Genomic DNA, 21,741 nt, shown 5'->3' on the forward strand with positions numbered 1-21,741 from the left:
GATCGCTGCCTACAGGGTGCTGGTCGCCACCGCGGAACGGGCGGGCGATACCGAGACGCGCGACGCCTGCCAGGCCATCCTCGAGGAGGAGGAGGACATGGCCGCCTGGCTCGCCGAGCACCTCGCGCCGACCACGATGCAGTATCTCGAGCGCGAGGCGCGCGGCGAGACGGCCAAGCACTAGCGCGCGATGCCCGAGGGGCGCCGGGCGGATTCCCGGCGTTGACCCCCGCGAGGGCGGCGATTGCACCACTCCACCCGTCGCTCCTCATCGGCTGGCTGATGCCGGCCTGGACGTCGCGGTTTGGAACAGCCCCGCGGCCGGCTGGTTGGTCGCCGAACACAGGAGCATCCGAATGAAGGCACTGACCTGGCACGGCAAAGCCGACATGCGCTGCGAGAGCGTTCCCGACCCGACCATCCAGGACGGCCGCGACGCCATCATCAAGGTGACCGCCTGCGCGATCTGCGGCTCGGATCTGCACATCTACGGCGGCATCATCCCGGAGATGCGCTCCGGAGACGTGATCGGCCACGAGACGATGGGAGAAGTGGTCGAAGTCGGGAAGGACAACAAGGCGCTGAAGGTCGGCGACCGCGTCGTCGTGCCCTTCACGATCTCCTGCGGCGAGTGTTTCTTTTGCCGGCGAGGTTTCTTCTCCGGCTGCGAGCGCACCAATCCCGATGCGGCCAAGGCGGAGAAACTGTGGGGCCATGCACCCGGCGGGCTCTTCGGCTACTCGCATCTGCTGGGCGGCTACGCCGGCGGACAGGCGGAATATCTCCGCGTGCCCTTCGCCGACGTCGGCCCCATCAAGGTGCCCGACCACCTGACCGACGAACAGGTGCTGTTTCTGTCGGACATCTTCCCCACCGGCTTCATGGCCGCCGATTTCTGCAACATCCAGAACGGCGACACGATCGCCATCTGGGGCTGTGGCCCCGTCGGCCAGATGGCCATCCGAAGCGCCTTCATGCTGGGCGCCGAGCGGGTGATCGCCGTCGATACGGTCCCCGAGCGGCTGGAACTCGCCCGCGCCGCCGGCGCCATCACCATCGATTTCATGGAGGAGGATGTCTACGAGCGCATCCAGGACCTCACCCGCGGCCGCGGCGCGGATGCCTGTATCGATGCGGTCGGCACCGAGGCCGAGACCATGGCGAGCGCCGACTCCATGCTCGACCGGATCAAGGTGGCCACCTTCATGGGCACCGACCGGCCGCACGTGCTGCGCCAGGCGATCCACTGCTGCCGCAACTTCGGCACGGTGTCGATCGTCGGTGTCTACGGCGGGTTCCTCGACAAGATCCCGATGGGGTCGGCGATCAACCGCGGCCTCACCTTCCGGATGGCCCAGACCCCCGTGCAGCACTACCTGCCGGATTTGCTGCGACGGATCGAGGAGGGGCAGATCGACCCGTCCTTCGTCATCACGCACCGCGGCACGCTCGAGGACGGACCCGAACTCTACAAGACGTTCCGGGAGAAGAAGGACGGCTGCATCAAGGTCGTTCTGAAGCCCTGACCCGCCCGAGGAGACCTCTTCATGAGCAAGCGCAATCTCGCCATCGTCACCGGTGCCTCCTCGGGCATCGGGTTGGAACTCGCGCGGCTCGCCGCCGAGAACGCCTATGACCTGATCATCGCCGCCGACGAGGATCTCGCCGCCGTGGCGGATGAGTTGCGCGGCACCGGGAGTCAGGTCGAGACGGTGGTGGCGGATCTCGCCACCATCGACGGCGTCGACCGCCTCTGTGCGGCCGTCCGCGACACCGGACGTGTGCCGGACCTGCTGATGGCCAATGCCGGCCATGGGCTCGGCCACGCCTTCTTCGACCAGCGGGTCGAGGAGTGGCGCCACGTCATCGACACCAACATTACCGGGACGATCTATCTGATCCAGCAACTGGGGCCGGACATGTGCAGCCAGGGCAGCGGCCGCATCCTGATCACGGGATCGATTGCCGGCTTCATGCCGGGGACCTTCCAGGCGGTCTACAACGGCACCAAGGCCTTCATCGATTCCTTCTCCTTCGCCCTGCGCAACGAGATCAAGGACAGCGGCGTCACCGTCACCTGCCTGATGCCGGGGCCGACCGAGACCAATTTCTTCCGCCGGGCCGACCTGATGGACACCAAGGTCGGCCAGCAGGAAAAGGACGATGCGGCCTATGTCGCCCGCGTCGGCTTCGACGCCATGATGAAGGGCGAGGGTGACGTGGTGGCCGGCTGGAAGAACAAGTTGCAGGCCACCATCGCCAACGTGACGCCGGCCAGCGTTCTGGCCGAACAGCACCGGCGCATGGCGGAGCCAGGCTCCGGCAAGACCTGAGTTGTCCCGCGGCGGCGGATAGGAACGCCCGTCTGCGGCCCGGGTTGACGGTCGCGCATCGGAGCGGACGGCCGACCATCGCCGCGCTCCGACGGGCCCCCTCGCGAGCCCTGCCGTGCCCGGATGTAAGGTGGGCAGGGCCGCATCGGGGGCATCACACCGCCGAGCCCTCACGTCTCCCGCGTGCGTTCGGCCCCAAGGGAGGACGTGCCGCCATGAACGTGATCGCGGAAAACAGCACCTCGGTCTGGATGGACGTGAAGGTGGCTCCCGGAGCCGCGCCGTTGACGGCGGACGCCAGCGCCGACGTGGTCGTCGTGGGGAGTGGCATTGCCGGCCTGTCCACGGCGTACGAGTTCGTCCTGGCGGGCTACTCGGTGATCGTCCTCGACCGCGGCGTCATCGCCGGCGGGATGACCGCACGGACCACCGCCCACCTCGCCCCCGTCTGTGACGATGGTCTCTCCGACCTCCTGGCGATGCGTGGGCGCGACCTCGCGCGCGGCTTCCAGGCGAGCCAGGCGGCCGCCGTCGATCGCATCCAGCAGATCCAGGAACGCCTGAAGATCGATTGCGACTTCCGCCGGCTGCCCGCCTTCCTCTTCCTGGATCCGGACAGCGACGAGACCGTGCTCGACGACGAGGTCTCCGCGGCGGCAGAGATCGGCGTCGCGGTGGAACGTGGCGTCGGACTGCCGCTGCGGGGCCTTGGCGGCCGGCCCTATCTCACCTATCCGCGGCAGGCGACCTTCCACCCGCTGAAATACCTGCGCGGCCTCGCCGAGGCCCTCGCGTCGGACGGCTGCCGCCTGCATCCCTTCAGTGCCGTCACGGCCGTCGAGGAGGCCGGGGACGCGGTGCGGGTGAAAGTGGAGGGAGGCCATGTCGTCACCGCCCGCCATGCGGTCGTCGCCACCAACTCGCCCATCCACGATCTCGTGGCAATCCATACCAAGCAGGCGCCTTACCGGACCTATGCGATGGGCTTCGAGATCGCTCCCGGCCTGCTGGCCGATGCGCTCTACTGGGACACGGCGGACCCCTACCACTATGTGCGGCTGGTCTCGGGCCGCGCGGAGGGGGACGAGGCCGACGTCCTCATCGTCGGCGGCGAGGACCACAAGTCCGGCGAGGCGGACGACGCTGCCGAGCGCTTCGATCGCCTCGAGGGGTGGATCCGCGCGCTGGTGCCCGATCTCGGGCCGGAGCTTTTTCGCTGGTCCGGCCAGGTGATGGACACGCTGGACTATGGCGGCTTCATCGGCGCCGAGGGCGGCAGCAGCCGCGTCTTCCTCGCGACGGGGGATTCCGGACAGGGCATGACCCACGGCGTCGTCGCGAGCCTCATCATCTCGGATCTCATCGCCGGGCGGTCGTCCCCCTTCGCCGACGTCTATGATCCGGACCGCAAGCCGGTGAAGGCGGCGACGACCTATGTCAGCGAGAACCTCACCGCCGTGACGAACATGGCGCAGTACCTCATGCCGGGAGAAGTCTCCTCGGTGGATGAGCTGGAGCCGGGCCAGGGCGCCATCGTCCGCGAGGGCCTGAGGAAGATCGCCGCCTACCGGGCGCCGGACGGCACTCTCTTCGAGCGCTCGGCCATCTGCACCCATCTCGGCTGCCATCTCGCCTGGAACAGTTTCGAGCAGTGCTGGGACTGCCCGTGCCACGGGTCGCAGTTCGCTCCCGACGGAGCCGTCCTCAACGGACCGGCGATCAGCCCGCTCGCCGCGGTGGAGCGCAACGGCTGAGAAGGAGCGCTACCGGCCTGTCCGGCACCCGGGCGACCCCTGCGGCAACCTCCAAACACCGGTCAGACAAGCCCCTCCGGCGTGGCTGCGAGGGACGAGAGCGCCGTCGTGATCGCCGGCGAGACTGCGGTACCGTCGGGTGATCGGGGCACGGGCTCACGAAACAGGCTCGCCTCGCCCCATGAAACGGGTCCGGCATCGCGGACGAGACTTCTCTACGGCGGCGGCGCGCGGAGGAAATCCTTCTGCCGCCGGGTTTCGCGGCAGACGCGATTTTTCTTTCTTTTTCAGCCTCTTGCCAACATGGCCGTCGCATTTCCTTAAATCCCCATGTCGCCGATGTTTTCCCCCGTGAAGCACCGGATCCGCGCGGGCGCGCTCATCGCCCCGCCGGAAAGCCAGACCTCTGTTCGCCTTGATGGAGCGCCGTCCCCGATGACAGTTCCCACACCCGTTCTCCTCGGCGCTGCCCTTGCCGTGGCCCTTTCGGCAGCGCCGCAAGGGCCGGCGCGGGCGCAAGCGGCAACCGCGCCGCAGATCGCTCTGCCCTGCGCGGGATGCCACGGACCGAATGGCGCGGGTGAAGGCCCGGTTCCCCGGATCGCCGGCTACGACCGCCAGGCATTCCTCCAGACATGGTCGGCCTTCAAGGCCAACGAGCGGCCGGCGACGATCATGAACCGCATCGCGCGCGGCTACACGGACGCCGAAGTTGGCCAGCTCGCCGACTATTTCGCAACGCTTCGCTGAGGACCCGACGATGACCAGGCTCACCCGTCGCGCATTCGGCCTCTCGGCCGCCTCTGCCAGCCTCGTCCTTGGCGCTCCCGCCGCCCTGCGCGCGCAGACGACCGCGCGGCTCGTGATCGTCGGCGGCGGCTTCGGCGGTGCCTCGGCGGCGCGGTACGCCCGCATCGCGTTTCCGAACGTCGCGGTGACGCTCATCGAACCCAAGTCAAGCTTCGTCACCTGCCCCTATGGCAACCTGCTGCTGGCCGGCGAGCGCACGCTGCCGCAGATCACCCATTCCTACGCCGGCTTGAAGGCGCGCGGCGTCACCGTCGTCCACGACTGGGCGGACGGCATCGACGCGACCGCCAAGACGGTCCGGCTGCGCGACGGGGCGACGGTCGGCTACGACAAGCTCATCCTGTCGCCCGGCATCGCCATCCGCTGGAACGCGATCGAGGGCTATGGCGAGGGGGCGGCCGAAGCCTTCCCGCACGCCTGGGTCCCCGGCGCCGGCGAGCAGACCACGCTGCTCCGCCGCCAGCTCGAGGCCCTGCCCGACGGCGGCGTCGTGGGCTTCGCCATCCCGCCCAACCCGTTCCGCTGCCCGCCCGGGCCCTACGAGCGCATCAGCATGGTCGCAAGCTACCTGAAGCGGCACAAACCGCGCGCGAAGATCCTGGCGCTTGACGCCAAGGACGCCTTCTCCAAGCAGGGCCTCTTCCAGGACGCCTGGAACGAACTCTATCCCGGCCTGATCGAATGGGTGCCGCTCAACAAGGACGGCAAGGTCAACCGGGTCGAGGCGCAGGCAAAGATCTTCGAGACCGAGCTCGGCACGCGCCACCGGGTCGACGTCGGCAACGTCATCCCGCCGCAGTCGGCGGCGAAGATCGCCATCGACGCGGGGCTGACGAACGAGACCGGCTGGGTACCGGTCAACCCGCGGACCTTCGAGGCGACCCGCGCCCGCGACATCCACGTCATTGGCGACGCAAATGTCGGCCAGCCCATGCCGAAGTCGGGCTACATCGCCAACTCCACCTCCAAGGTGGCGGTGGCGGCGGCCGTGGCGGCGCTGGAGGGGCGGCCCGCCCCCGAACCCACGGTCTATTTCAACACCTGCTACAGCCACGTCGGACCGGAATACGGCATCTCGGTCGTCGGCGTGTTCCGCCCGGGCGAGAACGGGTTCGTGGAGACGCCGAACGCGGGAGGCGTGTCGCCCCGCGGGCCTCTGGCCGAACGCCGTGAGCAGCGCCGCCTCGAAGCGCTCTATGCCGACGCCTGGTACAGCGCGATCACGCAGGACGCCTTCTCGTGACGCGGGATCGCTCCGGCACGGGCCTCGACCGGCGCGCGGTGCTCGGCGCCATGCTGACCCTCGTCGCCCTTCCGGCGGCCGGGCAGGGCGCCGGCCTGAAGCCCGAGGTGGAAGCCGCCATTCGCGAGCAGATTGGAGCCGCGGCGGTGACCCACGGCGGCATCGCCCTGCGCGTGCCCGAGACGGCCGAGAACGGCGCCTTCGTGCCGGTGACCGTCAGCGTCCACTCCGCCATGTCCGCCGACGACCGGTGCCGCGCGATCCACCTCTTCGCGACGAACAATCCGACGCCGGGCATCGCCAGCTACAGTTTCGGCGCGGCCATCGCGCGCGCCGAGGTGAGCGCCCGCGTGAGGCTCGCCGAGGGCCAGACGATCGTCGCCTATGCGGTGATGGCGGACGGCTCGGTCCGACGCACCGCTTCGCGCGTTGCCGTCACCACCGGCGGATGCCTGACGTGAGAGGTTTGCCATGACCACCCCGCGCATCCGCGTGCCGTCCAGCGTCAAGGCCGGCGAGCCTTTCGAAATCCGCACCCTCATCGACCACCCGATGGAGACGGGCCTGCGCCAGCACACGGGACAGACGGTGCCCCGGCGCATGATCGCGCGCTTCGAGGCCCATGCGGACGGCGAACCGCTCTTCGCGGCCGACTTCCGCAACGGGACCTCGGCCAATCCCTATGTCGCCTTCATCGCCCGCTTCGCGAAGACCACGACCGTCACCTTCCTGTGGCGGGAGGAGGACGGCCGCGAGCACCGGGCCAGCCAGCGGGTGACGGTCACCTGAGCGGGAGCCGCGGCGCTCATATCACCCGTCCCCCGACGCGGTGCACGGCGTTGTTGCAATAGCCGCGCGGGTTCCAGGGGGCGTCGTCGAGCGGCTGGACATTGCCCGCCACGTCCCGCGCCTGCGCAATGAGCACCACGGGGCCGGACGGCAGGCTGACCGCCGCGGAGAACCGGCGCCAGGCGTAGGTGTCTGCCGCATCGGCGAGCGCCGCCGGTGTCCATGTGACTCCGCCGTCGGCGGAGACCCGCACCCCCGCGACCGGCGTCGCGCCGCTCCAGGCCCAGCCCTCGACGGTCAGCGCGTCGTCACGGGACGCGAGGAACCCCGCGGCCGGACGGGTGATCACCGATTTCACCGGCATGTCGGTGATCACGGCGAAGGACGCGGCGTCGAAAGCCTCCCCCGGCCTGACCGGCTGCACCGGCAGCCGGTAGTCGGTACCGGTCATCTTCTCGCCGTCGTGCTCCCGGTCGCGGACGTCGAGGCGATCAATCCATTTCTGCCAGGCCGATCCCGGATAACCCGGGACGACGACCCTGAGCGGCCCTCCGTGGAGGCGCGGCAGCGGCGCATCGTTCATCGCGAAGGCGACCAGCGTCTCGGGAGCGAGGGCCTTGGCGATGGGAACGCCGCGCGACAGCGCCGGCCGGTCCGGGCTCGTCAGGCTGCGGTCGGGGCTGTGATGGCCGGTATAGACGGCGGAGGACTTCACCCCGGCCCTCTCCAGCAGGTCCCGCATCCTAACGCCCGTCCACCGGGCGCAACCCACCGCCCCGTCGCGCCACTGCGCGCCGGAGACGGGCGGGTCCAGGAAGGCGCGGCCGTTGCCGGCACATTCCAGCACGGCGGTGACCGACACGACGGGGAAGGACTCCCTTAACTCCGCCACGCTGAGCGACAGGGGCCGCTCGACCTCGCCCGTGACGTCCAGGCGCCAGGCCCCGGTATCAATTGCCGCAGGCATGTCGCCGTTGTTGCGGACGAAGAAGGCCTCGGCCGGGGTGAGCATCGGATCAAGCGCATCGGCCGGGGGCTCGCCGTTGACGGCGTCGTCGTCGAGCCAGCGAAGGCGCGTCTTGGCGGCCAGGGCGGTGTCGGTCGACGCATGCGGCATGCAGGAGGGGCCTCGGCCGTGGGTCACAACCCGACCCTAGCGGGCGAGGCGCGAGGCGACCAGCGCGGCGGGACCGCAGCGACGTGCCTTTTGTCGTAACGTCTCTCGGGATGGGAAGTTTCTCCGGTTCGCCCTCCTGCGGGAACGGCATGATCGGGAGAGTCCGTTCGCTATGACGAACGGAACCGGTTGGATCGCCCGTCAGAGGCAGCAGTGATGCGTCTTTTCTGCGCCAGATGGAGGACAGGGGTGAGAATGCCTCCTTCAGTCGTTCTTTTTAGAGGATGCTTTCGTTGACGCCCGCAGCGCGCCGGCGCATAGTGCGGTCATGCTTGGTCGATCGCTCGACCCGTCATCGCGGCATTTGATGGAGCAGCTTGCACCGCGTCACCAAGGGCTAAAGCGCCACGAAGGACATTCGTGGGCTCCCTCTCAAGGAGTTGGTCCGATGAATTCCATCGCTGCTGGAGCCTCCCCTCCGGCGATTTCCTCCCAACCTGAACCCTGCCGCCGGTCGGGCGATCGGGAGAGCTGTTGTCGTCGGTTCTGACGCGACCGTCTCTCTTCCTGGCCATCCCCTCCCAAGGAGCGCCGGCCCGTCCGGCGGCAGATTTTCCATGTCCAGATCCGCCACCTATCCTCCTCTCCGCTCCGACGTCACGCTGATCGAACTCGGCGACGACGCCGTCGGCCTCGCCGTCCGCGAAGGCGCGGGGTACCGCTTCTTCGCCGCCGTCCCGACGCTCTCGGCCATCGACAGCCAGCTCTTCGCCTCGCTGAAGGCGTTGCGCCAGGCCGCGGCCGAAAGGCACGAGGCCAGCCGGCGCGTCCGTCCGGGCGCCGTCCGGGGCCGCGCCCTCGCCGCCTGAGCCCCTCACCACACCAGCGGCCGCCCTCGACGCGGTGACGCTCGACGTCGCGGCGGGGTCGATCACCGGGATCATCGGTCGGTCCGGCGCCGGCAAGCCCACGCTCCTGCGCACGATCAACGGACTCGACCGCCCGAGCGAGGGAAAAGTCTCGTCGACAGGAGGGGGCGGGGCCTACTTCGGCTCGAGCAGCGGCACGATGGACCCGCGCGCCCCGAACCAGCCCTCGGCAAACTGGCAGCGCATCTGGGGCGGCAGGGCCCGCATGATGTTGCGCCCGGCCAGAAGAGCGATCGCCATCTGATCGATCTGCGGCTGCTGGAACCCGCCATCCGGGCGCGCGATGTGCGGGAAGGCCGCCTGGACCGCCCGGATCTGATCGATCCGCAGCTTCATGTTGCACACCTCGCCGGCGGCCTGGGCGAGGCCGAACTGGGCCAGATGGTTCTCCAGAACTTCGCTCGAGTGGACCTGCGCCTCGGCGAGCGGCGCAAAGCCCATCGCCATGAAAAGTGCCAGAACATACCGCCTCATGGCCGGCTCCGTGCGTGCTGCCGCGGCGCGACGATCAGAGCCGCGCTTTTTGCTCTGTGAGCAATTTAAAGCTCGCGTTCGATGATGCAAGGGCCGACCGGCGCGGTGCGCCCGTCGCGGACGAAATCCTGCTCGGCGAGCGGGGCGGCTGGTGCCAGAACGCTCATGCCAGCACGTCGAGGACCGGCATCGCACCGGGAACGGCCCCCGTCGCGTCCGGTGCCGACAGGTCCTCCACGGCGCGGGTCATGGATCGACTCACCTTCTCGATCTCCTCGATCTCGGCCGGACCGGAGCTCTCCTGCCGCAGGCGGCGCGCCGCCTCCTGGAGAAGCTGACGGGCCTGGCGCGCCGCGTCCTTGAACTGCTCGATCTCCTCGCGCTCGGCCTGGCTCTTCGCGCCCCGCGAGGCGATGTCCTGTGCCGCCGCGCGATAGGCGTCGGCAGCCTGCTGGCGCGGCTCCTCGGCGCTCGGCGTCGGGTCCTCGCCCGTCGGCGCGTTCGCGGCCAGCGCATCGGGCGCCACGGCCTTCGTCTGGGCCGGGGACGCACTCTCGGCAGACGTAGCCTGCGCCGGCGCATCCGCCGCGCCGGCAGCACCGTAGGCGCGGGCCGCTTCGCGAATCTCCTGGGCGATCTGCTTCGCCTGCCGCGCCATGGCCCTGGGGTCGGCCGCGAACATTCGGAGCATCTGCAGCCGGGCCTTGGCCTGGTCCAGCTTCTGCTTCGCCGCCGCCTTGCGGTCGGTGGCCATCGAACGGTTCGCCTGCTGGAGTTGCGCCAGCGTCTCCTCGGCGGCGCCCTGCTTCGTCCGCGCCTCGGGAGAGAGCTGCACCGTGTCTGCGAGGGTCCGGGTGGCGTTCGCCGGTCCACCGGACCCGGAGGCCGCGGATGGCGGTCGTCCCGCAAGCACCGCGGCCAGTCCGGAGGGGACCGCGAGGGCATTCGCGGCGCTGAAAAGACGGGTCATGGCAATTGGCATGCGGCAAAACGGATCGGCCGCATCAGACCCCGTTAACCCTAACGAACCGTTACAATCAGCTTCCGCACCCCTCGCGCGGCGACCGCCTTTCCCTCTTCGCCGCCGCGTGTAACGAATGCCCCGAGTCCACCGTATCTCTGCCCATAGGTCCAACGTTGAAAGACCGGAACGACGACTGGAATGCCTGGATGCGGGCGGGGCTCGCCGGCGACGAAGGCGCGTATGCGCGGCTTCTGCGCGAGCTCACGCCCTTCCTGCGCACCCTCGCCCGCTCCGGCCTCGCCCGGGCCGGACGCTCGACCGCAGAAGCGGAGGACATCGTGCAGGACGTGCTCATCGCGATCCACACCCGCCGCAGCAGCTGGATTCCCACAGAGCCGCTGGTGCCCTGGGTGCGCGCCATCCTGAAGCACAAGCTGATCGACTTCCTGCGCCGCCGTGGCACGGCGGGGCATATCGACATCGACTCCTTCGCCGAGGTGATCGCCGCACCCACGGAGGAACCCGGCATCGCGACGCGCGACGTGGTCAAGCTCGCCGAGAACCTGCCGTCCGGCCAGAAGGCGGTGATCCGCGCCATGTTCGTTGACGGCCACAACACCCAGGAGACCGCGACCGCGCTCAAGATGAGCGAGGGCGCCGTCCGCGTTTCCCTTCACCGAGGCCTCGCCGGCCTCGCAAAGATGCTCCGCGGGAGCATATGAGAGCCATGAAGACCGACGATCTCATTTCTGTCCTGTCCCGGGACGCCAGGCGCACCGGACCTACCGTGCACGGCCGTCTCGCCCTCGCCCTCGGGATCGGCGCCGTGGCGGCCTTCGCGCTGCTCACCGCGACCATCGGCATCCGCCCCGACATCACCGCCGCCAGCCGCACCATGCTCTTCGACCTGAAGATCCTGCTCGTCGCCACACTGGCAGTCGCCGCCGTCGCCCTCGTCAGGGCCGCCGCGCGTCCCGAGGCGAACCTGCCGAAAGCGGTGCTCCTCGTGCCCGCCCTGCTGGTGCTGTTCGGCATCGGCCACGAAGTCGCGACCCAGCTTCCCGCCGCGCTTCCCATGCGCCTCGTCGGAAAGAACTGGGGCGTCTGCCTGGTCGCCATTCCAATGCTCGGCGCCCTGCCGCTCGCCGCCATCCTCACCGCCATGTCGGCGGCCGCCCCCCGCAACGCCACGCTGGCGGGTGCGCTGTCGGGCCTCGCCGCCGGCGCCATCGCCGCGACCTTCTACGGCCTGCACTGCACTGACGATTCGCCGCTCTTCGTCGCCACCTGGTATTCCATCGCCATCGCCATGCTCGCCGCCACCGGCGCCGCCGTCGGGCGCCGCGTGCTCGCCTGGTAAGGCCTCAGGCGGCGCTAAGGCCCGGAGCGGCGACGTTCTCGCGCCAGGCGTGGAGCGCGCCGCGCTCGGCATCCGTCAGGTCGACCATGGACAGCGGCATGTCCAGCAGCATGATCTCCTTGCCCGCCGCATCGGTGACGGCGAGGGCCGTCCGCGCTTCCCCGTCGAGCACGAAGGGGAAGGTGCCGACGGGCAGGACCTGCGTGAAGGACGGGGCGAGGGCCGGGCCGTTGCCGCGCGGCTGGTAGCGCCAGGTCCACGTCGTCTTGTCCTGGCTCTCGACGCCGTGGAGGTCGACCGGGACGGGCTGGAGGAGGCGGCCCGAGAGGGAGCGGAAACGCGCGTTGGGATCAACCTTGCCGCGCAGGGCCTGGCCGAGCAGCGCGAGGCCGCCGCCGCCGAACAGCGCGATGAACAGCCCCGCCGTGACGAGCCGGTTCCAGTACATGTCCAGCGCAATGTCGCTGGCGACGCGCGACGGATCGCCCTTCAGCTGCATCAGCCGCACCGACCGCGACCCGACGTGGAACTCGAAGAAGCCAATATGGCTCTCCTCCCGCACGACCCCGGACGGTCCGCGGCGGTCGTAGGTGATGTCGCAGAAGTGCAGGACCAGCTTCCCCTTGCAGCGGCCGCTGACGAATCGCGCCTGGGTGGCAGGTTCCGCATTGCCGACGAGCGGCCAGTCGGCGACGAGGCCCGGCACCGCGAGCCAGCCGATTCCGCCGGCGAGCACCATCGCGCCGAGAAAGAGGAAGAAGGCCGAGAGACGGCTCTGGGCTTTTGGAAGCGTGACCTTGAGGGGCCGGTTCGGAAGGGGAGGATTCATGGACGTCTCGCTCTGAAGGCTGGTCCTCCATGAACACCGCCGACGTTGCAGCCGCATTCCACGGCGAGTCAGCAGCCGTTTCCGCGAAGCGCCGCGGGACATGACGCCGCCCGCGCCGCCGTCCATAATGGCGCCTCACCCAAGAGGCCCCGAGTTCATGCATACCGAGCACCACCGCCCCGTCGGCAAGGGCGACCGCGTCTTCCTCGTCGACGCCTCGTCCTTTGTCTTCCGCTCCTACTTCCAGTCGATGAACCAGGACCGGAAGTACAATGCGCGTTCCGACGGCCTGCCGACGGGCGCCGTCCGGCTGTTCTCGACCAAGGTGCTGCAGTTCGTCGAGGACGGGGCGCTCGGGGTGAAGCCGACCCACCTCGCCATGATCCTCGACAAGAGCGAGAACTCCTTCCGCAAGGAACTCTACCCCCTCTACAAGGCGCAGCGCCCGCCGCCACCCGAGGATCTCGTGCCCCAGTTTCCGCTGATGCGCGCCGCCATCCGCGCCTTCGGCCTCCACGCCCTCGAGCAGGAGCGCTACGAGGCCGACGACCTCATCGCCACCTATTGCGACATGGCCTGTTCGCGCGGCGCCGACGTGCTGATCATCTCCGCCGACAAGGACCTGATGCAGCTCGTCCGGCCGTGCGTCGCCTTCTACGATCCCGAAAGCGGCATCAAGGGCAAGCCCGGCTACCGCCCCGAGCGCCTGCTCACCCACGGCGACCGCTTCGAGCGCTGGAACGTGCCACCCGACAAGGTCGGCGACGTCACCGAGTACTGGGAGGGCATGCCGCCCGACAAGATCGTCGACATCCAGTCACTCGAGGGCGACACCTCCGACAACGTGCCCGGGGCGCCGGGCATCGGCCGCAAGACCGCCGCCCAGCTCATCGCCGAGTACGGCGACCTCGACACGCTGCTGGCCCGCGCCGGCGAGATCAAGCAGCCGAAGCGTCGCGAAACGCTGACCGATCCGGCGGTGATCGAGAAGGTGCGGATCTCGAAGCAGCTGGTCCAGCTCGTCCGCAACGTCGAGGTCGAGGTGCCCCTCGACGAGACCGGTCTCGTCAAGCCCGACGGCCGCACCCTGATCGCCTTCTTCAAGGCCATGGAGTTCACCACCATCACCCGGAAGGTGGGCGAACTCTACGGCGTCGATCCGGCAGCAGTCGATCCCGATCCGACCCTGGCGGCGGGCCCCAAGGCGGCCCCCGTGGTCGCCGCCGTTGCGGCCGGGGGTGAGGACGCTGCGCCCCTCGCGGCGGAGGCTGGCGCGCCGACACCGCAGACCCTCGCCGCCCGCACTGCGGAGCGGCTGCGCGCCTCGGCGATCGACCGCTCGCGCTATCTCTGCATCACCACCCTCGAGGCCCTCGACGCCTTTATCGCGGGCGCGCGCGAGGCGGGGGTCGTCGGCATCGACACCGAGACCAATTCCCTCGACCCCATGTCGGCCGACCTCGTCGGATTCTCCCTCGCCTACGGGCCGGACGCGGCCTGCTACGTCCCCCTCGCGCACCGCGCCGGCGAGGCGGGCCTGTTCGATTCCGGCCTGGTCGAGGGCCAGGTGCCGATGGGCGAGGCGCTCGAACGGCTGAAGGCCCTCGCCGAGGACCCGGGCGTGCTGAAGGTCGGGCAGAACCTGAAGTTCGACATGCTCGTCCTCTCCCGCTACGGCCTCGGCCTCGCGCCCTACGACGACACCATGCTGATGTCCTACGCGCTCGACGCCGGCCGCGGCCTGAACGGCATGGACGCGCTGTCGCTGAAGCATCTCGGCCACGAGGCCATCAGCTTCGACGCCGTCACCGGCACCGGCAAGGGCCGCGTCACCTTCGACAGGGTGCCGCTCGACCGGGCCACCGCCTATGCCGCCGAGGACGCCGACGTGACGCTGCGGCTTTGGCGGGTGCTGAAGCCCCGCCTCGCGGCGGAGGCCAAGGCCACCGTCTACGAGACGCTGGAGCGGCCGCTGGTCGATGTCCTCGCCCGCATGGAGCGGCGCGGCATCCTCATCGACCGGCAGGTGCTCTCGCGCCTGTCGGGCGACTTCGCGCAGGTCGCCGCCCGCGTCGAGGCCGAGATCCAGGAGCTGGCCGGCGAGCCGCTCAACCCCGGCTCGCCGAAGCAGCTCGGCGACATCCTGTTCGGCAAGATGGGGCTGCCCGGTGGCTCGAAGACCAAGACGGGGGCCTGGTCGACGGCGGCCGGCGTTCTGGAGGAATTGGCCGAGGAGGGCCACCCGCTCCCCCGCAAGATCATCGACTGGCGCACCGTGACGAAGCTGAAGTCGACCTACGCCGACGCGCTGCCGACCTACATCAACGCCACCACGGGCCGGGTGCACACCTCGTTCGCCCTCGCCGCAACGACCACAGGCCGGCTCTCGTCATCGGAGCCCAACATCCAGAACATCCCGGTGCGCACCGAGGAGGGGCGCAAGATCCGCACCGCCTTCATCGCCCCGCCAGGCCGCAAGCTGGTCTCCGCCGACTACTCGCAGATCGAGCTGCGCATCCTCGCCCACATGGCCGATATCCCGCAGCTGAGACAGGCCTTCGCCGACGGCATCGACATCCACGCCATGACGGCCTCGGAAATGTTCGGCGTACCCGTGCAGGGCATGGACCCGCTGGTGCGCCGCCGGGCCAAGGCGATCAACTTCGGCATCATCTACGGCATCTCGGCCTTCGGCCTCGCCAACCAGCTCTCCATTCCGCGGGAGGAGGCCGGCGCCTATATCAAGCGCTATTTCGAACGCTTCCCAGGCATCCGCGACTACATGGACGCGACCAAGGCCTTCGTCCGCGAGCACGGTTACGTCGAGACCATCTTCGGCCGGCGGTGCCACTTCCCGGCAATCCGCTCGGGCAATCCGTCGGAGCGCGCCTTCGTCGAGAGGCAGGCCATCAACGCGCCGATCCAGGGCTCGGCCGCCGACATCATCCGCCGCGCCATGACCCGCATGGACGCGGCGCTCGAGGCCGCCGGTCTCGATGCGCTGATGCTGCTCCAGGTCCACGACGAACTGGTGTTCGAGGTACCGGACGGCGAGGTGGACCGGGCTCTCCCGGTCATCAAGCGGGTCATGGAGGAGGCAACGCACCCGGCGCTGCAACTCAAGGTGCCGCTGGCGGTGGATGCCCGCGCCGCCGTGAACTGGGAGGAAGCGCATTGAGCGAGGCCCGGGAGACGCCCGGTGCGGCCGACGTCTCGGCCGTCTGGAGCGTTCTCTGGGCCATCGGCGTCGGTGTCCTTGGACTGATCCTGTTCTTCTCCGGCATGGCGACCCGCCCGCCGGATCGCAGCGCACTGACGACGGCCGACCATGTTGGGCCGATCAGCTACACGACGCCGCTCGTCACCTACAGCAGCGGGCGCCGAAACTACAGCTACAGGACCCAGAAAATTCCGCTGGTCGTTCCGGGCTACGGCCCGAGGGTGGTATCACCGCCGCCCACCCTCTGGATCGACGGCCTCGACGACCTGCGCTCGGGCCAGCCGGTTCGCTTCCTTGTCGACCCGCGCACCTTGCTGGTCTTCGAGGCGACGAGCAGGGATCGCACCCTGCTCGCCTATGCCGACAGCCTCGCCAATCGCCGCCGCCGGAGCGCTGGCTTGATCATCGGCGGCCTGTTCTGCCTCTGCGTCGCAGCACTGCACGGATTCGGCATGCTCAAGGCGGCGTGAGGCCTGGCACGAACACAAAAGCCCCGGCGCGAGGCCGGGGCGTTGATCTCGTCTGAGGCGAGGAAGGCTCAGCCCACCGTCGTCGCCGCCTTCTGCGCGAAGCGCGGCTCGAAGCTCTTGCCGATGATGTCGGCCGACACGCTCTCCATCTCCTTGTCCAGCGCCTTCAGCATGTCGAAGACCGACTTCATCCCGTCCTGCGCCATCACGCCAGTCTTGGAATAAGCGTCCTTCGAGGCCTGCACGGCCTTGATGTAGAGCGCCTTGTCGCCGAGGTGATACTGCTCCGGCACGGCGTCCGCGACCTCAGCGGCGGAGGCCTTGTCGATCCAGCGCAGTGCCTTGTAGAGCCCGTTCACCGCCGCCTGGGTCGTGTTCGGGTTCTTCTCGATGAAATCCTGGCGCAGGTAGAGGCAGGCCGCCGGGTTGGAAGCGCCGAACAGCGCCCGGGTGCCGGCCTCGGTGCGGGTGTCGATGATCGTCACCACGTCGCCGTCGGTCTCCAGCTTGGCGATGACCGGATCGAGATGCGAGATGACGTCTATCTCGCCGCGCTTCATCGCCGCGACCGCACTGGCGCCGCCGCCGACCCCGATGAAGCTCGCATCGGTGGCCCTGAGGCCGGCCTTCGCCATGGCATGGACGACGGTGATGTAGGTCGAGGAGCCCGGCGCGGTGACGCCGATCTTCAGTCCCTTGAAGTCGGCCGCCGATTTCACCTTGTCGGCGATCGCCTTGCGCACGGCGACGACGATGGTGGGAAAACGCAGCAGTTCGAGCGTGGAGCGAATGTCCTGCCCCTTGGCCTGCATGCGCAGCGTGTGCTCGTAGGCCCCCGTGACCATGTCGACCGAGCCGCCGACCAGCGACTGCAGCGAGCGGGCGCCGCCGGCGAAGTCGTTGATCTCCATGTCGAGGCCGAACTCCTTGAAGAACCCGCGGCGCTCGGCGACCGTGAGCGGCAGGTAGTAGAGCAGCGACTTGCCGCCGACGCCCAGCGTCACCTTCGGCTTCTCCGGCGCGCCCTGCGCGAAGGCGGGCATCGGCAGGGCGAGGCTGGCGCCCGCGCCCATCAGCGACAGCATCTGCCGGCGGTCCATGGTGGTCATGTCGTCCTCCCTTGTCTTTGGCGGCGCCGTTCCGGCGCCCTGTCGTCAAACGGTTCTGGTCTCGCCGGGCTTCCAGACCAGGAGTGGCTTCTCCACCAGCGTCACGATGCCGTCGATGAGCATGACGAAGCCCATCAGGATCACCATGCCGGCGAAGACGCCGGTGACGTCGAAGACGCCCTCGGCCTGGTGGATGAGATAGCCGAGGCCTGCCGCCGAGCCGAGATATTCGCCCACCACCGCGCCGACCACGGCGAAGCCGACCGAGGTGTGCAGCGAGGAGAAGACCCAGGCCAGAGCCGCCGGCCAGTAGACGTGGCGCAGGAGCTGGCGCTCGTTCATGCCGAGCATGCGGGCGTTTGCCAGCACCACCTGCGGCACCTCGCGCACGCCCTGGTAGACGTTGAAGAAGACGATGAAGAAGACGAGCGTGACGCCGAGCCAGACCTTCGACCAGATGCCGAGGCCGAACCACAGCGCGAAGATCGGTGCCAGCACCACGCGCGGCAGGGCGTTCATCATCTTCACATAGGGGTCGAAGACGGCGGCGACGATGGGTTTGCGGGCGAACCAGAAGCCGATGACGATGCCAAGGGTGGCGCCGATGACGAAGGCGAGGATGGTCTCGACCAGCGTGATCCACAGGTGGCGGTAGACCGATCCCTCGAGGAACATGGAGAAGACGCGGGCGAAGACGTCGATCGGCGTCGAGAAGAAGAAGCGCATGGTCTTCACGTCGGCGACGATCGACCAGGTGGTGACCACGTGCCAGACGAGGAACACCGCCACCGCGACCAGGATCTGCAGGGCGAGGAGCTTCGGGCGGGAAATGGGTGTCATGCGGCCCCCTTGTCGGTCAGGCCATAGGTCTTGCGCACCTCGTCTCTGAGGCAGGACCAGATTTCGGAATGCAGGCGGTGGAAGGCCGGCTCCGACCTGACCTCCGCGATGTCGCGCGGCCGCGGCAGGTCGACGGCGAACTCGCCGATGAAGCGGGAGCTCGGCCCCGCCGACATCACCACCACGCGATCGGAGAGGGCGATGGCCTCGTCGAGGTCGTGGGTGACGAACATCACCGCCTTGCGGTCCTGCTGCCAGAGGTCGAGCAGCAGCTCGCTCATGATCAGGCGGGTCTGGGCGTCGAGCGGCCCGAAGGGCTCGTCCATGAGCAGGATCTTCGGCTCGCGCACCAGCACCTGGGCGAGCGCCACGCGCTTCTTCTGACCGCCCGAGAGCTGGTGAGGATAGCGCTCGCCGAAGGCGGCAAGGCCGACCTTGGCGAGCATGGCCCGCGCCCGCTCCAGCGCCTCCGCCCGGCGCATGCCTCCGACTTCGAGGCCGATGGCGACGTTGTCCTCCGCCGTCTTCCACGGCATCAGCGCGTCCTGCTGGAAGAGGTAGCCGGCCTTGCCGCAGAGGCCCGAGAGGCGCTCGCCGAAGATGTCGCAGGTGCCCGATGAGGGCGGCATCAGCCCGGCGGCGATGTTGAGGAGGGTGGACTTGCCGCAGCCCGTGGGGCCGAGCAGCGCCACGAACTCGCCGTCGCGAACCGACAGGTCGACCGGCTGGACCGCCTCGTATTTCCCGCCGCCCGCCAAGGCGTATGCGACCGAAACACCCTTCAGGTGCACGGCAATGGTCACGTCGCCTCCCTGGCGTTTGTCGAAAGGGGCGCCCGTCGGGGGGCCCCGGGATCGGGATTGTCTCCCGGTTGCCGGCACACTATCGGCCACGGACCGGCTTGAGAAGGGCGGGCGAGGGGCGTTCGATCCTGCATCGGGCGTGGATGGTCCGAGGCAGGAATGGAGCCTTGCATCGGGCAAGTGCGTCCTTCGAGGCTCGCCCGCGGCCGATGCTGACGCATCGCCGGGCTCGCACCTCAGGATGAGGCGGGACAGGATGGCACGACGGGCGCAAGGCCGTGGCTCGCGGCCGATGGGCTGGGCTTCCACATCCTGAGGTGCGAGCGCAGCGAACCTCCAAGGACGCACTGCCCGATGCAGGACACCCGGCAGCGATACGCAGTCTGGACGAGGCACTAACGACGCACCGCGCAAATGCCGAGCGCAGCGACTCAGGCCCGCTCGGCGGCCACCTGTGCGATCGCCGCGCGAAGCTCGGGAATGCCCTCGCCCTTGCGGCTCGAGGTGGCGATGACCTCCGGAAAGGCCGCAGCGCGCGTCTTCAGGGTCTCAAGCGTCGCAGCCCTGAGTTTGACGAGAGCAGCGTCGGTGATCTGGTCCGCCTTGGTCAGCACCACCTGATAGGACACCGCCGCCTTGCCGAGCTCATCCAGAACCTCGATGTCCACGGGCTTGATGCCGTGGCGGGCATCGATGAGCACATAGACGCGGGCGAGGTTCTGCCGGCCCCGCAGGTAGTCGTGGATGACCTTGGTCCAGGCCTTCACCTTCGCCTCCGGTGCGGCGGCGAAGCCGTAGCCGGGCATGTCGACGACGACGAGCCCGGTGCCGGGCCCCTCGTCCGAGGGCACGTGGAAGAAGTTGAGCTCCTGCGTGCGGCCCGGCGTGTTCGATGTGCGCGCCAGGGCGTTCTGGCCGACCAGCGCGTTGATCAGGCTCGACTTGCCGACGTTGGAGCGGCCGGCAAAGGCGATCTCCACCCCCGACATCGGGGGCAGGTGCTTCATGTCCGGCGTGCCGCGCCAGAAGGTCCAGGGCCGGGCGAAGAGCTTGCGCCCGACCTCGATGGCGTCGGCGGTCATGGCGTCAGCCGGCGGGCTTGGCCGGCCCGCCTCCGAACATCGAGCGCATGTTGTCCCACAGTTCGATCTTCACGCCGTACTTGCGCATGATCAGGCCCTGCTGGAGCACCGACAGGAGGTTGTTCCAGGCCCAGTAGATGACGAGGCCGGCGGGGAACGAGGCCAGCATGAAGGTGAAGAGGATCGGCATCCACTTGAAGAACGCGGCCTGGATCGGGTCCGTCGGGGCCGGGTTCATCTGCATCTGGATCCACATCGTGATGCCCATGATGATCGGCCAGACGCCGATCAGCAGGAAGGCGGGCACGGCGAAGGGCAGAAGGCCGAACAGGTTGAAGATCGAGGTCGGATCGGGTGCCGAGAGGTCCTGGATCCAGCCGAAGAACGGTGCGTGCCGCATCTCGATGGTGATGAACAGCACCTTGTAGAGCGCGAAGAACACCGGGATCTGGATGAGGATCGGCCAGCAGCCGGCCAGCGGGTTGATCTTCTCCCGCTTGTAGAGCGCCATCAGCTCCTGCTGCTGCTTCATCTTGTCGTCGGCATAGCGGTCGCGCAGCGCCATCATCTCCGGCTGCACCTTCTTCATCATGGTGATGGAGGCGTAGCTCTTGTTGGCGAGCGGGAAGAACAGCGCCTTGATGAGCAGCGTGACGAGCAGGATGGCGATGCCGAAGTTGCCGGTCTGGATGAAGATCCAGTCCATGACGACGAAGAGCGGCTTGGTGATGAAATAGAACCAGCCCCAGTCGATCAGGCGGTCGAAGCGGTCGATCTTCAGGCCGTCGGCATAGCCGTCGACGAGGCGGACCTCCTTGGCGCCGGCGAAGAGACGCGTGGTGGTCTCCGAGGAGGCGCCCGGCGCGACGGTGACCGCGGGCGAGAGGAAGTCGGTCTGGAACGACTTGGTCGTGCCGGACTGGAAGAACTTGAAGCTGGAATCGGTCTCCACCGCCTGGTCCGGGATCAGCGCAGCAGCCCAGTACTTGTCGGTGATGCCGAGCCAGGCGCCGCGCGCCTTGAAAGCCTGGGTGCGGGCGGTCTCGATGGCCGAGTAGCCGACCTCCTGCAGGCCCTTGTCGCCGAACACGCCGATCAGGCCCTCGTGCAGGATGTAGTAGCCCGAGGTCTGCGGCAGGCCGTGCCGGGAGATGAGGCCGAAGGGATGCAGCGTGACGGGGGCCGCGCCGGAATTGGTGACGCCGTCCTTCACCGTGATCATGTAGTTGGCGTCGATCTCGAAGGTGCGGCGGAAGGTCAGGCCCTGCCCGTTGTCCCAGGTGATGGTGACGGGGGTGGAGGGCGTCAGCGTGCCGGAGCCCTGCTGCGTCCACACCGTCTGGGCGTTCGGCACCGCGGCGGTCTGGCCCGCACCGGGGACGTAGCCGAACTCGGCGTAGAACGGGTGCTTGTGCTGGACCGCGTCGATGGGCGAGCCGGCGGGGGCGAAAAGCACCACGTTCGGGCTGTCGCGGCGGATGGTCTCGCGATAGGTCGTCAGGACCAGGTCGTCGACGCGGCCGCCGGCGAGGTTGATCGAGCCCTTCAGGCGCGGCGTCTCGATGCCGACGCGCGGCGTCGCGGCCAGGATGGCCTCGCGGCTCAGACCCTGGGC

The 21,741-nt window shown here is 68.8% G+C and carries 22 protein-coding genes and 1 pseudogene; 14 read left to right on the plus strand and 9 right to left on the minus strand.

The window, feature by feature from the left end; genetic code table 11:
* From ACT6XY_RS17290 to ACT6XY_RS17325, 8 genes are all read left to right on the plus strand, one after another.
* On the plus strand, positions 1 to 184 hold a 184-nt coding region (locus tag ACT6XY_RS17290; protein ID WP_444746749.1), incomplete at its 5' end, for a DUF892 family protein.
* Positions 185 to 356: 172 nt separating this feature from the next.
* Positions 357 to 1,526 carry a zinc-dependent alcohol dehydrogenase gene (locus ACT6XY_RS17295; protein WP_444749573.1) on the plus strand — a complete coding sequence of 390 codons (1,170 nt, stop codon included), beginning with the start codon at positions 357 to 359 and terminating at the stop codon, positions 1,524 to 1,526.
* A gap of 21 nt (positions 1,527 to 1,547) precedes the next feature.
* On the plus strand, positions 1,548 to 2,333 hold the full coding sequence (locus ACT6XY_RS17300) for an SDR family NAD(P)-dependent oxidoreductase (RefSeq protein ID WP_444749574.1): 786 nt from the start codon (positions 1,548 to 1,550) through the stop codon (positions 2,331 to 2,333).
* 215 nt (positions 2,334 to 2,548) lie between these two features.
* Positions 2,549 to 4,087, plus strand: coding sequence for an FAD-dependent oxidoreductase (locus ACT6XY_RS17305; RefSeq protein ID WP_444749575.1), 1,539 nt, complete (start codon positions 2,549 to 2,551; stop codon positions 4,085 to 4,087).
* Between the two features lie 330 nt (positions 4,088 to 4,417).
* Positions 4,418 to 4,837 carry a c-type cytochrome gene (locus ACT6XY_RS17310; RefSeq protein WP_444749576.1) on the plus strand — a complete coding sequence of 140 codons (420 nt, stop codon included), beginning with the start codon at positions 4,418 to 4,420 and terminating at the stop codon, positions 4,835 to 4,837.
* A gap of 10 nt (positions 4,838 to 4,847) precedes the next feature.
* Complete coding sequence (locus ACT6XY_RS17315; protein ID WP_444749577.1) at positions 4,848 to 6,140, plus strand: NAD(P)/FAD-dependent oxidoreductase; 1,293 nt, start codon at positions 4,848 to 4,850, stop codon at positions 6,138 to 6,140.
* Positions 6,137 to 6,601: a thiosulfate oxidation carrier protein SoxY gene (locus tag ACT6XY_RS17320; protein WP_444749578.1), complete on the plus strand. Its 465-nt coding sequence runs from the start codon at positions 6,137 to 6,139 to the stop codon at positions 6,599 to 6,601. The genes ACT6XY_RS17315 and ACT6XY_RS17320 overlap by 4 nt, the downstream gene beginning before the upstream one ends.
* A gap of 10 nt (positions 6,602 to 6,611) precedes the next feature.
* Positions 6,612 to 6,929, plus strand: coding sequence for a thiosulfate oxidation carrier complex protein SoxZ (locus tag ACT6XY_RS17325; RefSeq protein ID WP_444749579.1), 318 nt, complete (start codon positions 6,612 to 6,614; stop codon positions 6,927 to 6,929).
* 16 nt (positions 6,930 to 6,945) lie between these two features.
* Here the strand turns inward: ACT6XY_RS17325 and ACT6XY_RS17330 are convergent, their stop codons facing one another.
* A complete protein-coding gene (locus ACT6XY_RS17330) occupies positions 6,946 to 8,046 on the minus strand; it encodes a sulfite oxidase (protein ID WP_444749580.1) in 1,101 nt (366 codons plus the stop codon).
* Between the two features lie 617 nt (positions 8,047 to 8,663).
* Here ACT6XY_RS17330 and ACT6XY_RS17335 point away from each other — a divergent pair.
* Together ACT6XY_RS17335 and ACT6XY_RS17340 are read left to right on the plus strand one after the other, a co-directional pair.
* Positions 8,664 to 8,915 carry a hypothetical protein gene (locus ACT6XY_RS17335; protein ID WP_444749581.1) on the plus strand — a complete coding sequence of 84 codons (252 nt, stop codon included), beginning with the start codon at positions 8,664 to 8,666 and terminating at the stop codon, positions 8,913 to 8,915.
* Between the two features lie 16 nt (positions 8,916 to 8,931).
* A pseudogene (locus tag ACT6XY_RS17340) lies at positions 8,932 to 9,078 on the plus strand (ATP-binding cassette domain-containing protein); the annotation flags it as partial.
* Positions 9,079 to 9,089: 11 nt separating this feature from the next.
* On the opposite strand, the gene ACT6XY_RS17345 reads toward ACT6XY_RS17340, so the two are convergent.
* Together ACT6XY_RS17345 and ACT6XY_RS17350 are read right to left on the minus strand one after the other, a co-directional pair.
* The gene (locus tag ACT6XY_RS17345) at positions 9,090 to 9,449 is read right to left on the minus strand and encodes a hypothetical protein (RefSeq protein ID WP_444749582.1); all 360 of its coding nucleotides are present in this window, start codon (positions 9,447 to 9,449) and stop codon (positions 9,090 to 9,092) included.
* A gap of 163 nt (positions 9,450 to 9,612) precedes the next feature.
* Entirely contained in the window at positions 9,613 to 10,284 is a 672-nt protein-coding gene (locus ACT6XY_RS17350; RefSeq protein WP_444749583.1) for a hypothetical protein, read from the minus strand.
* Positions 10,285 to 10,586: 302 nt separating this feature from the next.
* On the opposite strand from ACT6XY_RS17350, the gene ACT6XY_RS17355 reads away from it, so the two are divergent.
* Positions 10,587 to 11,135 carry a sigma-70 family RNA polymerase sigma factor gene (locus ACT6XY_RS17355; RefSeq protein WP_444749584.1) on the plus strand — a complete coding sequence of 183 codons (549 nt, stop codon included), beginning with the start codon at positions 10,587 to 10,589 and terminating at the stop codon, positions 11,133 to 11,135.
* 5 nt (positions 11,136 to 11,140) lie between these two features.
* On the plus strand, positions 11,141 to 11,773 hold the full coding sequence (locus tag ACT6XY_RS17360) for an NrsF family protein (RefSeq protein WP_444749585.1): 633 nt from the start codon (positions 11,141 to 11,143) through the stop codon (positions 11,771 to 11,773).
* Positions 11,774 to 11,777: 4 nt separating this feature from the next.
* On the opposite strand, the gene ACT6XY_RS17365 is transcribed toward ACT6XY_RS17360, so the two are convergent.
* Positions 11,778 to 12,602 (minus strand): hypothetical protein, encoded by an 825-nt coding sequence (locus ACT6XY_RS17365; protein ID WP_444749586.1) that lies wholly within the window; start codon positions 12,600 to 12,602, stop codon positions 11,778 to 11,780.
* Between the two features lie 157 nt (positions 12,603 to 12,759).
* On the opposite strand from ACT6XY_RS17365, the gene polA reads away from it, so the two are divergent.
* Together polA and ACT6XY_RS17375 are read left to right on the plus strand one after the other, a co-directional pair.
* Positions 12,760 to 15,780, plus strand: a complete 3,021-nt coding sequence (gene polA, locus ACT6XY_RS17370; protein ID WP_444749587.1) for a DNA polymerase I — start codon at positions 12,760 to 12,762, stop codon at positions 15,778 to 15,780.
* Positions 15,777 to 16,292, plus strand: coding sequence for a hypothetical protein (locus tag ACT6XY_RS17375; RefSeq protein WP_444749588.1), 516 nt, complete (start codon positions 15,777 to 15,779; stop codon positions 16,290 to 16,292). Before polA ends, ACT6XY_RS17375 begins: the two co-directional genes overlap by 4 nt.
* 68 nt (positions 16,293 to 16,360) lie before the next feature.
* Here the strand turns inward: ACT6XY_RS17375 and ACT6XY_RS17380 are convergent, their stop codons facing one another.
* From ACT6XY_RS17380 to yidC, 5 genes are all read right to left on the minus strand, one after another.
* Complete coding sequence (locus tag ACT6XY_RS17380; protein ID WP_444749592.1) at positions 16,361 to 17,392, minus strand: ABC transporter substrate-binding protein; 1,032 nt, start codon at positions 17,390 to 17,392, stop codon at positions 16,361 to 16,363.
* 54 nt (positions 17,393 to 17,446) lie between these two features.
* Positions 17,447 to 18,232, minus strand: coding sequence for an ABC transporter permease (locus tag ACT6XY_RS17385; RefSeq protein WP_444749593.1), 786 nt, complete (start codon positions 18,230 to 18,232; stop codon positions 17,447 to 17,449).
* A 5-nt stretch (positions 18,233 to 18,237) separates the two neighbouring features.
* The gene (locus ACT6XY_RS17390) at positions 18,238 to 19,044 is read right to left on the minus strand and encodes an ABC transporter ATP-binding protein (RefSeq protein ID WP_444749589.1); all 807 of its coding nucleotides are present in this window, start codon (positions 19,042 to 19,044) and stop codon (positions 18,238 to 18,240) included.
* A gap of 431 nt (positions 19,045 to 19,475) precedes the next feature.
* Entirely contained in the window at positions 19,476 to 20,126 is a 651-nt protein-coding gene (gene yihA, locus ACT6XY_RS17395) for a ribosome biogenesis GTP-binding protein YihA/YsxC (RefSeq protein WP_444749590.1), read from the minus strand.
* A gap of 4 nt (positions 20,127 to 20,130) precedes the next feature.
* Positions 20,131 to 21,741: membrane protein insertase YidC (yidC, locus tag ACT6XY_RS17400; protein WP_444749591.1), on the minus strand; the 1,611-nt coding region annotated here is incomplete at its 5' end.

It is taken from the genome of Phreatobacter sp., from assembly GCF_052440005.1.
GTDB lineage: Bacteria > Pseudomonadota > Alphaproteobacteria > Rhizobiales > Phreatobacteraceae > Phreatobacter.